Annotated in this window: 10 protein-coding genes and 1 riboswitch; of the genes, 6 read left to right on the forward strand and 4 right to left on the reverse strand. The window is 65.8% G+C overall.

The features are described 5' to 3' along the window. Positions 1-83: 83 nt before the first annotated feature. The 4 genes from BMF89_RS08165 to BMF89_RS08180 form a co-directional block, all read right to left on the reverse strand. Positions 84-953 (reverse strand): winged helix-turn-helix domain-containing protein, encoded by an 870-nt coding sequence (locus tag BMF89_RS08165; RefSeq protein ID WP_078106591.1) that lies wholly within the window; start codon positions 951-953, stop codon positions 84-86. Positions 954-1,497: 544 nt separating this feature from the next. Next, positions 1,498-2,526: a diguanylate cyclase gene (locus BMF89_RS08170; RefSeq protein ID WP_078106592.1), complete on the reverse strand. Its 1,029-nt coding sequence runs from the start codon at positions 2,524-2,526 to the stop codon at positions 1,498-1,500. After that, entirely contained in the window at positions 2,523-3,329 is an 807-nt protein-coding gene (locus BMF89_RS08175; RefSeq protein WP_078106593.1) for an alpha/beta hydrolase, read from the reverse strand. Before BMF89_RS08175 ends, BMF89_RS08170 begins: the two co-directional genes overlap by 4 nt. A 66-nt stretch (positions 3,330-3,395) precedes the next feature. Further along, positions 3,396-4,208: a hypothetical protein gene (locus BMF89_RS08180; RefSeq protein WP_139359598.1), complete on the reverse strand. Its 813-nt coding sequence runs from the start codon at positions 4,206-4,208 to the stop codon at positions 3,396-3,398. Positions 4,209-4,450: 242 nt separating this feature from the next. On the opposite strand from BMF89_RS08180, the gene BMF89_RS08185 reads away from it, so the two are divergent. The 6 genes from BMF89_RS08185 (at position 4,451) to BMF89_RS08210 (ending at position 13,369) form a co-directional block, all read left to right on the forward strand. Continuing rightward, on the forward strand, positions 4,451-5,191 hold the full coding sequence (locus BMF89_RS08185) for a response regulator transcription factor (RefSeq protein ID WP_078106594.1): 741 nt from the start codon (positions 4,451-4,453) through the stop codon (positions 5,189-5,191). A 12-nt stretch (positions 5,192-5,203) separates the two neighbouring features. Continuing rightward, a complete protein-coding gene (locus BMF89_RS08190) occupies positions 5,204-6,682 on the forward strand; it encodes a HAMP domain-containing sensor histidine kinase (protein ID WP_078106595.1) in 1,479 nt (492 codons plus the stop codon). 140 nt (positions 6,683-6,822) lie between these two features. After that, positions 6,823-7,018, forward strand: a riboswitch (cyclic di-AMP (ydaO/yuaA leader). 2 nt (positions 7,019-7,020) lie between these two features. Then, on the forward strand, positions 7,021-7,752 hold the full coding sequence (locus tag BMF89_RS08195) for a hypothetical protein (RefSeq protein WP_139359599.1): 732 nt from the start codon (positions 7,021-7,023) through the stop codon (positions 7,750-7,752). A gap of 161 nt (positions 7,753-7,913) precedes the next feature. Continuing rightward, positions 7,914-9,284: a glycosyltransferase gene (locus BMF89_RS08200; protein WP_078106597.1), complete on the forward strand. Its 1,371-nt coding sequence runs from the start codon at positions 7,914-7,916 to the stop codon at positions 9,282-9,284. Next, positions 9,281-11,320 (forward strand): glycosyltransferase family 39 protein, encoded by a 2,040-nt coding sequence (locus BMF89_RS08205; RefSeq protein WP_078106598.1) that lies wholly within the window; start codon positions 9,281-9,283, stop codon positions 11,318-11,320. The genes BMF89_RS08200 and BMF89_RS08205 overlap by 4 nt, the downstream gene beginning before the upstream one ends. Before the next feature lie 6 nt (positions 11,321-11,326). Then, complete coding sequence (locus BMF89_RS08210) at positions 11,327-13,369, forward strand: glycosyltransferase family 39 protein (RefSeq protein ID WP_078106599.1); 2,043 nt, start codon at positions 11,327-11,329, stop codon at positions 13,367-13,369. Positions 13,370-13,474 lie beyond the last annotated feature (105 nt).

The following is a 13,474-nucleotide window of genomic DNA, read 5'->3' on the forward strand; positions in this document are numbered from 1 at the left end:
CCACCCTACTATCCCAACTGACTCGCATTTGTTGTCGTTATGAGGGCTCAAAACGACAACAAATGCGAGTCAGTTGGGTGGGGCTAGATCGAGTATTCCGGAGCGGCCCAGACGATGACCTCGGGGTGCTCGTAGAAGCGGTAGCCCTGACCGCGGACGGTCCGGACGGTGTTCGCGAGGCGGCCGAGCTTGGAGCGGAGGCGCCGGATGTGGACGTCGATAGTCCGCTCGTTCGGGACTTCTTCGGCGTTGCGCCACAGGCCTTCGAGGAGTTCATCGCGGCCCACGGTGCGGGTGCCGTTCTCGACGAGGTAGTTGAGGAGCTCGAATTCCTTGAACGTGAGGTTCAGGGATTCGCCGTCGAGGTGCACCTCACGGCGGGCAAGGTCGATCAAGACGCCGGACGGCCGGGCTTCCTGGGCAGGCTGCGGGCGGAGCGCCTCGGAGCGCTGGCGGTTGCCAACAGTCGGGTCACCGAAAGTCGAGCGGACGACGTCGAGCGCGGAACCGGGCGCACTGGCCGGGGCAACCGCGACGGCGGCATAGCTCTCGGCACCGGCAACGAGGGACTGCGCGTAGGCCCGGATTTCCTGGGCAAGCTTGGCGATGGACGTTCCTGCGGCAGCCGCGGTGTCTTCGTCAATGCCCATGTAGAGCACGAACCCGCGGGCCACATTGTCGCTGGCAACGGGGCGGATGGAGCGGTCTGCCGGAGCCAGGACGGGCGTGGGCGCAGTCATTGGCGCGGCCTCGTTGGCGGGAACGGCGCGGAGCTGTCCGTAGGAGTTGGGGTTGTAGCCCTGGGGGACGTAGCCGGGCGCTTGGCTGCCACCCTGCGGCGCGGGCTGGGCGTAGGCCGGGCGGTTTCCGAAGCCGGGACGCAGGCCGGCGTTCGACGCGGCCTTATTGGCGTTACGGACGGAGATGTGGACGTATCCGGATGCAACTGACATGGAGTGCTTACCTCAAAGTGAATAGCCGTCATCGCGGCTTCGAATGCTGGTCTGGTCCCCGCAATGGGATGGGGAGGGGCGCCCGACGCTGGGCAGGGGGCGAATGCCTGAAACTTCCTGGGGTCTGAAGTTAGGCATGCATTCGACAACAGCTCATCGAAAAACCAGCGGGTGCGCTGGGCTCGATCGCTGCGGCTGCAGATGCTGTTGAGTTCTTGTTCACATTTGAAGTGTGCAACGTAACAAAGGGAACTTGCAAGTAACAAAGGGCGGAACCGTCCACATTTTGAGACGAATCGGACTATTGTGCCGCACATCACAATTCAGACATGTCCAAATGTGACCCATTCTCGTTCGTCACAATGGCCGTTCCGCGCGCAATACTCGAATAAAATTTGACTGAGTTGCTATTTCCTGAATCTCAAGTCACGTCACGCGCTTGCCCTTGAATCTCGAGATATGAAACAACCCTTGTCCAATCCTGGATCTGCTTCCATCGAAAATTCTTTTGGCAAATCGCCTGTCAGGGCCTTTGCAAGGCTTCTCAACCTCGCATCGCGTGGCTGGTTTCGAGCTTCGACCCAGCCCTTGGTTTGGATCGGTACATGTCCGCGTCGGCCTCCATGAGAAGCTGCCGCGCCAATTCTTGCCGCGCCTCGGGAAGCATCGGCCTCATCGCTGCGGTCACCGCTTGGCCGACGGCGAGCTCGACCCGCAGCTGCGACTCGCCCACGATGCACTCCGGATCGAAGCTGTCCATGATGCGGGAGGCGATCACGGCAATCTCCTCGGGTGATTCCAGGGTCGGGAGGAGAATGACGAATTCGTCACCGCTGTAGCGCGCGACGGTGTCGACGCCGCGGACCGCATCGGCTAGGCGCCCGGCGACATGGCCGAGGACCTCGTCGCCCACTGCGTGGCCGTAGGTGTCATTGATGTCCTTGAAGCGGTTGATATCGCAAAACAACAGGCCGACGCGCAGGCCGTGGTTGCCCGCACGCTCCAAAGCCTCATCGAGGCGCGACGTCAACAAGGTCCGGTTCGGCAAATGGGTCAAGGCATCGTGGGTGGCTTGGTGCCTGGCCTCTTCAAGGAGTTTGGCCCGTTCCAACTCCGATTCTTCGAGCCTGCGCAACGTGGCGGCCAGTTCCCGCTCATAAAGGCGCCTCTCGTGGACGCCAAAAACGACGACGACGTTCAGTTCGGGGGCAGCCGTGCCGAAGGCATCGGGCGTGGGGACATCGGGCGTGGGGACGCCCGTGGATTTCCGCGTCCGGGACACCGCGAGCAATACCGGCCGCCTTTCGCCGTTGGCGGCGAGGATCTCCACCGCAAGCTCTTTCACCGAGCCGTTGGATTCGATGGCCGGGATGGCGTGGGTCAGGAACATGATCCGGTCCCCGGCCGGCAACAGGGAGAGCAGGTTCAGCCCCAGCAGCGCTTCCTGTCCGCGTCCCGTCCACTCGTACATCGTCCGGTTCGCGTCGACGATGGTGCCGTCGGGCCGGGTGAGCAGGTAACCGGCCGGGGCTGCGTCGAAGATCTGCCGATAGTCAACTGTCCCGTCGGTCATACCGGGGTGCCGAGGTAGTCAAGAAGAGCGTTGACCGTTTCCTCCGGGGCGCTTGTCTGCGGGAAATGGCCGGTCGCGGCAAGCCTGACGAGGACGCTTGTCGGCAGGCGTTCCTGGAGGTAGGTTCCGATGTGTTCAGGAGTGACGACGTCGTCCGTGCTTTGGAGGATGAGCACAGGCAATTCGACGCGGGACAACAAATGACGCACGTCGGAGAGGAAAGCGACGCGGGCAAAATCGCGGGCAACCCTGGGGTTGATCCGACGGAAGCTGCCCTGCAATTCCCGCCCGAACTCGGGCGAGGAGGGGACGTTCATGAACACAGGGGCCATCGCCTCGGCCCAGACAAGGTAGTTGGCGTCCAAGGATTCAAAGAGCTCGTCCAGCTCATCACTGGAATAGCCGCCGAAGTAGCCGTCGTCCGGGTGGTTCATATAGCTGGGTGAAGCTGTCACGAGCACGAGCCGGGCGATGCGCGACTGCTGGTCGGCCGTGGCCGCGGCAATGGCCATCATGGCTCCGACGCTGTGGCCGATCAGCGTCACGCCCCCCAGGTCCAGCTCGGCGCAGATCTCCAGGAGGTCGGCAACGTAGGCGTCAAGGCTCGAGTAGCGGGACGAATCATAAAATGCCTGGTCGGATCCCCCCGAGCCCATGTGGTCGAAGAGAACTACGCGGTATTGCTCCGTCAGGAACGGGAGAATCCGGTCCCACATCTTCTGGTCTGAGCCAAAACCGTGCGCGAACACCAGAACCTGGCCGTCCGTAGCCCCCGAGACCGTGACATTGTGCCGCTCAACCATCGAATCGTACCCAACTGACTCGCATTAGATGTCGTTTTGAGGGCCGATAACGACATCAACTGCGGGTTAGTTGGTGGTCCCGGTTCCTTGGGTGGTTGACGCGGTGGCAGTCACGATCTGGATGGACTGGGCCGTGTACTTGTCGGAATCCTTGAGCGCAGTGACCCGCACGCTGGATCCGGACTTCACATCGGCGAGGGTCAGGGTGGTGCCCGTGGTCCCGCTTCCGCGTTGCCGCATACCTTGAGCTACCACGACGTCCGATCCCAGCACATAGGTTTTCGTGAACCCGTCTTCGCTCTTGACCGTCATGGAGCTCGCCGAGATGTCGGTGACTGTTCCCAGCTGGCCCGCCATGGTGACGTAGCTGCCGTTCTGGAGGACAACGTATTCCGAGTGGACCGCTGCGTTCAGGCCGCCCATACCCACCCCGAGCCCGCCCGGGCCTGCGTTCGTGCCGCCGGGGCCGCCGAATCCGCCCTGCCCGTTCTGCCCGGCACCCGGACCCTGCGCGTTGGTATTGTCAGCCACCACGGTCCCGTTACCGGCGGCATATGCGCCGGCTCCTGCCGCCGCAGCGACCACCACCGCGACGCCGCCGACAATGAGGCCCTTCTTCAGGCTCCAATTCTTGAAAAACGAAGGTCGGGGCTGTCCGGCGTTGTATTGCTGCGGAGCACCCCAACCAGCGGCAGGCTGCTGGTTCACCGGCCGCTGCGGAGCACCCCAACCAGCGGCAGGCTGCTGGTTCACCGGCTGCTGCGGAGCACCCCAGCCGGCGCCGGGCTGCCCGGAATCATCAACGGGGCGGATCACTGGCTGCGGGTGCCCGTTCTCCGGCTCGGAAGCAGGTACGGCGGGGTTGTTTTGCTGATCCATGATGTTCTCCATCGAAGTCGAGACTCTTTGGTCGCGGTTGTTCTTGTCCCAATCAGCGTCAGTCGCGTTGCTGTGCGTTGGCTGTGTCGAACTGAAGGCTTCCCTGTGACCTGCAGCGGTGTTGTGTCGGATTCTGCTGGGGGAACCCGCGCAACCTTTGGACAGGTGGCTAGGCTGGGACTCACAGGGTGCTCACAGCAACGGCTAAGCACCGGCAAACCGGCAGATTGGAGAGTTGTCCCATGGCATCCTCGCACTCCATGACCAACAACCTTCCGCAGCTCAGCCACCCGGACGGTTCTCCCATCCGCGCCCTTGTGGTGGACGACGAACCCAGCCTCGCCGAGCTCATGAGCATGGGCCTGCGCATGGCGGGCTGGTCGGTCGCAGTGGCCGGCGACGGTCCGGCCGCAGTGAAGCTCGCCAAGGACTTCCGTCCGGACGTCCTGGTGCTGGATGTGATGCTTCCAGGGTTCGACGGCGTTGAGCTGCTCGGCAGGATCCGCGCCTTTGCGCCCGAGGTTCCTGCGCTCTTCCTCACCGCCAAGGATGACGTGCAGGACCGGATCGTGGGGTTGGCCGCGGGCGGCGACGATTATGTCACCAAGCCCTTCAGCATGGAGGAAGTCCTGCTGCGCCTGCACCGCCTGGTCCAGCGCTCTGGGGTGGCCGCGATGGACACCGCCGAGCTCGTGGTAGGCGACCTGACCCTGAACGTTGACACCCGTGAAGTCACCCGCGGCGGCGAAGACATCCCGCTCACCGCGACCCAGTTCGAACTCCTGCGCTACCTCATGGAAAATCCCAAGCGCGTGGTCAGCAAGGCCCAGATCCTGGACCGCGTGTGGGATTACGATTTCGGCGGCCAGGCCAACATCGTGGAGCTTTACATCTCCTACCTGCGCAAGAAGATCGAGGCCAACCATCCGCCCATGATCCACACGGTGCGCGGAGCCGGTTACGTCATCAAGCCTGCCGAATAGCCGGGGCGTCGAATGTCCGCACTCTCGGGTATCCCCCGCCAAACCGACCACAGCTGGTTCAATCCCTCAACCTGGCACTTGCGCACCCGCTTGATCCTCCTCTCCATGGCGCTACTCGTGGCCATCTGCGGTGCAGTCGGGGTGGTCAGCTATGCCTCCATGGACGTGTTCCTCACGAAGCAACTGGACCAGCAATTGATGCAGGCCTCGCACGGGCGCCCGCCGCAAGGCAACCCCGGCGGCCGTCCGGACCCCTTGGACCCCCGGGGCCAGAGCATCGGCACCCTGAACGCGCGAATCCTTGGCGGCCAGGTGAGCAGCGATGCCGGGTTCCTCTCCTCGGATGCCACCCGTACGCCGTTGTCGCCCAGCGATGCCGGAATACTCTTGGCGCTCCCCTCCGATGGCCGTCCGGTTGATCGCACCCTCTCCAATGGGGGCTACCGGCTGGTCGCCGCCGAAACCCCCTATGGCGATGTCGTCATCACGGGGCTGCCTCTCGCCTCGAAAGAGGACACCGAGGCCTCGCTCGTGTGGACCATGGTGCTGGTGTCCCTGGGCGGGCTGATCCTGATCGGGCTGGCCGGAACCGTCCTGATCCGGCGTACCATGCGTCCCTTGGAGCAACTTTCCGACGTCGCCACGAAGGTATCGAAACTTCCGCTCGACGCCGGTGAGGTGGCACTCGCGGTGCGCGTTCCGGCGTCGGCGGCCCACCCGGGCACAGAGGTGGGAAGCGTGGGCCATGCATTGAACCTCATGCTGGACAACGTCTCGAGCGCCCTCGAGGCGCGCCAGCAAAGCGAAACGAAAGTGCGCCAGTTCGTGGCCGACGCGTCACACGAGCTTCGCACTCCGCTGACGGCCATCCGCGGCTACACAGAGCTCTTGCGCATGACCGAGACGTTCACCGAGGACGGCCGCAAGTCACTGGGCCGGGTGCAAAGCCAGTCCGAGCGCATGACCACCCTCGTAGAGGACCTCCTTCTCCTGGCGCGGCTGGACGAAGGTAAGGCCCCGGAGTTCACCGATGTGGACCTCACGCAGTTGGTGATCGAAACCGTCAGCGACGAGAAAGTCATGGCTCCCGAGCACATCTGGCAGCTCAAGCTCCCGGATGAGCCGCTCACTGTCCGCGGCGACACCACGCAACTCCACCAGGTTCTGGCGAACCTGCTCTCCAACGCACGGAAGCACACGGAGGCGGGTACCACCGTGGTCACCGGCGTCATGCGTTCCGCCGATGGCAGCGCCGTGGTGACCGTGACGGATAACGGGCCGGGCATCCCGCCGGATTTCCAGGGCAGGATCTTCTCGCGCTTTGCCCGTGCCGACGCCGCCCGCTCCGGTTCCGAGGGCACGTCCGGGCTCGGCTTGTCGATCGTGGAATCCATCGTTCAGGCGCATGGCGGTACTGTCGAAGTGGCATCGCGGCCGGGCCGGACGGAGTTTGCGGTGCGGCTTCCCGCGCTGAGGACCGCCACGGCCTGAAGGCCGTCCACAAAATCACGACGCCGGTGCGCGGCGAGCGCAAGTCGACGCACCGGCGTCGTGATCTCCGTTACCCAAATGTGACTTAAGCGGGATCCTCCTGTACCGTCGAATAGGTGCGCCGGATCATTCCGGCCGCCGCCGGGTAGGCGCCGAGCTCTGCCCCTCCCCGGTGCCAACAGTCCAGGCAGAGACGGGGGACCCAGGTCTCCGGGCAAGCGCTCATGTTGAGCCAGCCCTAGGGGTGAAGCCGCACCGCCACGATTCCCAGTGGCCACGGCCGGATGACCTCATCCGAATCCGACAGCTAACTCCGCAGGCGTCGAGAGGCAATCACCATGTCTGATTCCAGGAATCAGTCGCGCTCTGTTGCGCGCCACCGCGGCGAACCTGCCCGGAGAAACAAGTCACGTTCCACGTTGAGGCGAGTCGCCTCGAACCTCGGCACCGGCCAGCGCATGGCAGTTGTTGCCGGCGTCGTCGCCGTGTTCCTCGGTGCCGGTGCTGCAAGCCAGGCCGCCGGACAAGCCATCAATGCCCAGGACCTGAGCCGTTCGTCGGATTCCCGCGCGGCTAGTCACTCAGCCACTCCATCGGCCATCGCCACGCCGTCGGCGAGCGCGAGCGCCAAGCCGAGCGCCACGCCGGTTCCGAGCCGGGCAGCCGCCCCGGCTCCGGCCGCCGTCGAGCCCCAGGCTGCAGCCCCCGCCGCGCCTGCAGCCCCGGCCGCGCCGGCAGCCCCGGCCGCGCCTGTTGCCCTCGACGATCCCGCCGGGGCCCAGGCCTATGCCGCAAGCCTCCTGCCCTCCTACGGTTGGGGTCAGGGCGAGATGTCCGCACTGATCACCTTGTGGAACAAGGAATCGGATTGGCGCACGACTGCCACCAACGCCTCCAGCGGCGCTTACGGAATCGGGCAGTCGCTGCCGGGCGCGAAAATGGCATCCGAGGGCGCCGATTGGCAGACCAACTACCAGACGCAGATCCGCTGGGGCCTGAACTACATCAAGGAACGCTACGGATCGCCCTCCGCGGCGTGGTCCTTCCACCTCGCGAACAACTGGTACTAAGCCAGGAGCCACGCACAAAGAACGCAGAGGTCCGTCCCTTCCGGGGGCGGACCTCTGCGTCTAGTGGCCACACATGTGAGTCGCCATGCCGGTCGCAGATCCACAGCCATATCACAGGTTCCGCCTAAAGCCCTCATAATCGGCAGCCGCACTCTGGATACATGACGCTCATCGAATCCACCTCCGGTACCCTGAAGGACCCCGCGGTGGTGCCGCCGGGCCTTCCCCTCCAGCCCAATGCTCCCCTCCAGCGCAGCACGGTGCGACGCGCCCCCGTGGACACCCACACCGCCACCCCCGTGCTCGATGTCACGATCCCGGTCTTCAATGAGGAACGCGACCTCGAGGAGTGCCTGCGCCGGCTTCACGGCCACTTGCGCGAGACGTTCCCGCACGGCTTCCGCATCACCGTGGCGGACAACGCGAGCACGGACGGCACCTTGAAAATCGCTGAACGCGTGGCGAGGGAGCTGCCCGAACTGGCTGTTGTCCATCTCGAGGAGAAGGGACGCGGCAACGCCCTTCGCAAAGTGTGGCTTGCATCGCCGTCCCCGGTTCTCGCTTACATGGACGTGGATCTGTCCACGGACCTCGCCGCTCTGGCGCCCCTTCTGGCACCGCTGATCTCCGGCCACTCGGACCTCGCCATCGGCACGCGCCTGACGCGGAACTCAAGGGTTGTCCGCGGCCCCAAGCGCGAGTTCATTTCGCGCAGCTACAACCTGATGCTGCACTCGTTCATGGGCGCCCGTTTCAGCGATGCGCAGTGCGGCTTCAAGGCGATCCGGGCAGATGTCGCCCAGCAGATCCTCCCCCACATCATGGACAACTCGTGGTTCTTCGACACTGAACTCCTGGTGGTCGCCGAACGCTGCGGACTCCGCGTGCACGAAGTTCCCGTTGACTGGATCGACGATCCCAATTCCAGCGTCGACGTGGTGCGCACTGCCCTGGCAGACATCCGCGGCATGGTCCGGCTGACCCGGGATCTCGTCTCGGGCCGCATCCCCGTTCCGGAACTGCGCGCAGCGCTGGCACGCGGGCCGCTTCCGGCGTCGTCGCGCATTGCCGAGCAGAGCCCGCGCAGCAGCCTTTTCGGGCAACTGGTCCGGTTCGCCGCGATCGGCGCTGCCTCCACCCTTGCCTATGTGCTCATCTTCCTGTTCTGTCGCGGCTTCATGGACCCGCAGCTGGCCAACTTCCTGGCGCTGCTCGCCACGGCCATCGCCAACACCGGAGCCAACCGGCGCTTCACCTTCGGCATCCAGGGCGGCAATCCGGTCCGGCACCACTTCGAGGGTTTGATCGTTTTCGGCATCGGCCTCGCCCTCACTTCCGGGGCACTCGCTGTGGTGCACGGTACGACGTCGCCCGACCGCTGGGGCGAGCTCCTCACCGTCGTCGCGGCGAACCTCGCAGCCACCGCAGTCCGCTTCCTCTTGTTCCGACTTTGGGTCTTCCGGCAGCCAGCCGCGCAGGCGCCTGCACCCACCACACAAGCCACAACGCGCACAGAAACGGCAGCATCATGACCTCCACGATTACTCCCGCAAGCACAGGTCCCGCCGGTTCAGAGGTTCCTGCCGCCGCCGGGACGGCCGACGCACCGCCTCACTCGGCCGGCCCATCGATCCCCGATGCCACGCCCCGATGGACCCGATACGCCTTTGGACGGCAGCCCCGCTGGGTGCGGCCGTCCGCCGCCGGGCTCCTCGTAACCACCGCGTTCCTGTATCTTTGGAACCTCGCGGCCACCGGCTACGGAAATTCCTTCTACGCCGCGGCCATCCAGGCCGGCACCAAGGACTGGACGGCGTTCCTCTTCGGTTCCCTCGACGCCGGCAACGCCATCACCGTGGACAAGCCCCCGGCTTCTTTGTGGATCCCTGCTTTGGCGGGCCGGATCTTCGGCTTCTCGCCCTTGAGCATGCTGGTTCCCGAGGCACTGATGGGCGTTGCCGCCGTCGGCTTCCTCTATTTGACCGTCAAGCGGGTCTCCGGACCGGGCGCGGGCTTGTTGGCGGGCGGCGCTTTGGCCCTGACGCCGGTGGCGGCGCTCATGTTCCGCTTCAACAATCCCGACGCCATGCTGACCCTCTGCCTGGTCCTGGCCGCGTACTTCACGACCCGTGCCATCGAACGCGCGGCCTGGAAGTGGCTAGCCGCCGCCGGCGCCGTCGTGGGACTCGCGTTCCTGGGCAAGATGCTGCAGGGATTCCTGATTGTTCCGGGCCTCGGACTCGCATATCTCTGGGCCGCCCCTACCCCGTTGCGGCGGCGCTTGCTGCACCTGCTCGGCGCAGTGGGCGGTATCGCCGTAGTGGCTGGCAGTTATATCGCCCTCTTCCAACTGACTCCAGTTTCGGCACGGCCTTACATGGCAGGTTCGCAAACCAACAGCTTCCTTGAGTTGACTTTTGGTTACAACGGGCTGTCCCGCATCACCGGCTCGGGCGAGGGCACGCCCGGTGGAGGCGGCGGGCCCGCCGGGGGCGGCCTCGGCGCATTCGGCGGCGGCGGCGGCAACACCGGCTTCGGCGGGGCGGCCGGGATCACCCGCATGTTCGGCACGAGCTTCGGCGCGGAGGTCTCCTGGCTTCTCCCTGCTGCGCTGATTCTTCTGGCAGCCGGCCTGTGGTTCACCCGCCGGGAAGCGCGGGCCTCCCGTACCCGTGCCGCCCTCATCCTGTGGGGCGGCTGGCTTCTGGGCACGGCGGGCGTCTTCAGCTTCATGAGCGGCATCGTCCACCCCTACTACGCGGTAGCCCTCGCACCGGCAATCGCCGCCCTGGTGGGCATTGGCAGCGTTGAGCTGTGGCGCGGCCGCGGGTATTGGCCGGCCAGGATCGTCCTGGCGGTGGTAGTCCTCGGCAGTTCAGCGTGGTCCGCGGTTCTCCTCGGCCGCGACGCATCCTGGCTTCCGTGGCTGCGCATCGTGATCGTGGTCCTGGGCGTGGTGGCGGCCGCGGCAATCCTGCTCCGCCTCGACTCACTGCGGCCCGCGGGCCGGTTCCGGAGCGCAGCGGCCGCGGCCGTCGTCGTCGTTTCCCTTCTGGCCGGCGGCCTCGGAACCGCGGCGTGGACGCTCGCGACGGCGGCTACCGCGCATTCCGGGTCCATCCCGACGTCGGGTCCCGCCGGCTCCGCCACGGGCGGCTTCGGAAACCGCGCTGGAGGGTTCGGCGCAGCCGGTGGCGCAGGTCAGGCAGGAGGGCCCGGTTCCGAGGGAACGGCCGACGCCGGACTGACCGCGCTGCTGTCTTCCACCACCACGAAGTGGTCGGCGAGCGTCTCCGGCGCCACGCAGGCCGCAAGCCTTGAGCTCGCCACGAACACCAACGTGATCGCACTCGGTGGCTGGAACGGCGGCGATCCCTACCCCACGCTGGCACAGTTCCAGGACATGGTGGCCAAGGGACAGATCGGCTACTACATCGAGGGTGGCGGCATGGGTGGCGGCGGCGGATTCGGAGGCCAAAGCGGCAATTCCGAGGTAGCCTCCTGGGTACAAGCCAACTTCCAAGCCCAGACGGTGGGCAACTCCACCGTCTACAAGCTGACAAAGTAGATTCCGATGACCACGTCCTATTCCACAGATACAGGTTCCACGCCGCGGCAGCTGGTTCCGCCGTCGAGTTCCGCAGAGCCGGCACCGCTGGAACCGGCCGTTCCCCACGCCCTGCGGCACCGAGTGGAGCTCGGCATCGTGCTCATCGCAACGGCGGTCCTGTATCTCTGGAACCTCGGCGCTTCCGGCTGGGCCAACCCGTTCTACTCCGCAGCGGCCCAGGCAGGATCGCAGAACTGGACCGCGTGGTTCTTCGGATCGTCCGACGCCGCCAACTCCATCACCGTGGACAAGCCGCCGGCGTCACTGTGGATCATGGACCTCTCGGTGCGGATCTTCGGACTGAGCTCCTGGAGCATCCTGGTTCCCGAGGCGCTCATGGGCGTTGCCACGGCATGGCTGCTGTATCTCGCAGTCCGGCGGGCTGCGGCCCCCGCCACCGGCGATCCCCGGATCGCCCACCGGGCCGGGCTGCTGGCCGCCGCCGTCATGGCCATCACCCCGGTTGCCACCCTCATGTTCCGGTTCAACAATCCGGACGCCCTGCTGGTGCTGCTCATGACGGCCGCCGGCTACGCCACGCTGCGGTCCATCCAGGACAACAAACTGCGCTGGCTCCTGCTGGCCGGGGTGCTCCTGGGCTTCGGTTTCCTGACCAAGCAGCTCCAGGTCCTGTTGGTGGTTCCCGGGTTTGCCGTGGCGTACGTTGTTGCCGCGCCGGGTGGAGTGGGCCGACGCCTGCTTCGGCTCCTCGGCGCGGGAGCGGCCATGGTGGTCTCGGCCGGCTGGTGGCTCGCCGTCGTCGAACTCGTTCCAGCGAACATGCGGCCGTTCATCGGCGGATCCCAGAACAACTCCATCCTGGAACTGACCCTCGGATACAACGGCCTTGGCAGGCTGAGCGGCCAGGAGACAGGCAGCGTCGGGGGCGGCAACGGCTGGGGCGTTCCCGGGCTGTTCCGGATGTTCAACAGCGAGTTCGGCGGCCAGATCGCGTGGTTGCTGCCCTCTGTGCTGGTCCTCGGGGCCGGCCTGCTGTGGCTGGGCCGCCGTGCCCCGCGCACGGATGCCGTGCGCGCCTCAGTGATCGTATGGGGCTCGTGGGTACTGGTCACCGGGCTGGTGTTCAGCTTCATGGCGGGCATCATCCACCCCTACTACGCGGTAGCCCTGGCCCCTGGAATCGCCGGACTCGCAGGCCTGGGCGGCGCGCTTTTGTGGCAGCACCGTGCGCAACTTGTCGCCTCCGGTATACTCGCGGTCGCAGTGGCCGCCGCAGGATTGACGGCCTTCAACCTCCTGGGCAGCACCACCGCCTATGGTCCCTTGCTGCGCTGGGCAGTGCTGTTCGGCACCCTCGCAGCCGCAGCCGGGCTGGTCCTTTCGGGACGCTTCACCTCCCGCATCTTTCAGCGCACGACGGCGGCGCTCGCCCTCGCGGCCTCCCTCGCCGGGCCTTTGGCGTACTCCATCTCCACCGCCTCTGTGACGCACAGCGGCGCCATCCCCAGCGCCGGTCCCGCGACTACGTTCGGTGGCTTCGGCGGCTTTGGAGGCCGGGGCGGCTTCGGGCAAAACGGTTTCGGGCAAGCCGGCCAGAACAACGCAGCCCAGAACACTCCCCCGCAAGCCCTCCAGCCGTCGGGCACCCAGGGCGGCGGCTTCGGAGGGAACCGGCAGGGCGGCGGCATGGGCGGCCTGCTCGGCGCCACCACGCCGTCGTCGGAAATGGTTGCCACGCTGAAATCCGGCGCCTCGAACTACACGTGGGCGGCTGCCGTGGTTGGCTCCAACAACGCCGCCGGCTACCAGCTGGCCACCGAACTGCCCGTCATGGCGGTGGGCGGCTTCAACGGCACGGACCCGTCCCCCACGCTCCAGCAGTTCCAGCAACTCGTGACACAGGGCAAGATCCATTACTTCATCGCCGGCGGCACCATGCAGGGCAGCAGCGGATCCGAAGCCCCTGCCCAGATCGCGCAATGGGTGGCCGCGAACTTCCAGGCACAGTCCATCGGCGGAACCACGGTGTACGCGCTGGCGGGCTGAATCCGGAGCTGAAGCACCCGCAGGAAAACTTTCAAAAAGACTCTTGTTTTGCAAACGTTTGCAGAGAAAAGTGGACGCCACCGCAGATCCCGTTTCCAAGCTTTC

The sequence above is a fragment of the Arthrobacter sp. SRS-W-1-2016 genome, assembly GCF_002009585.1.
GTDB lineage: Bacteria > Actinomycetota > Actinomycetes > Actinomycetales > Micrococcaceae > Arthrobacter > Arthrobacter bambusae_A.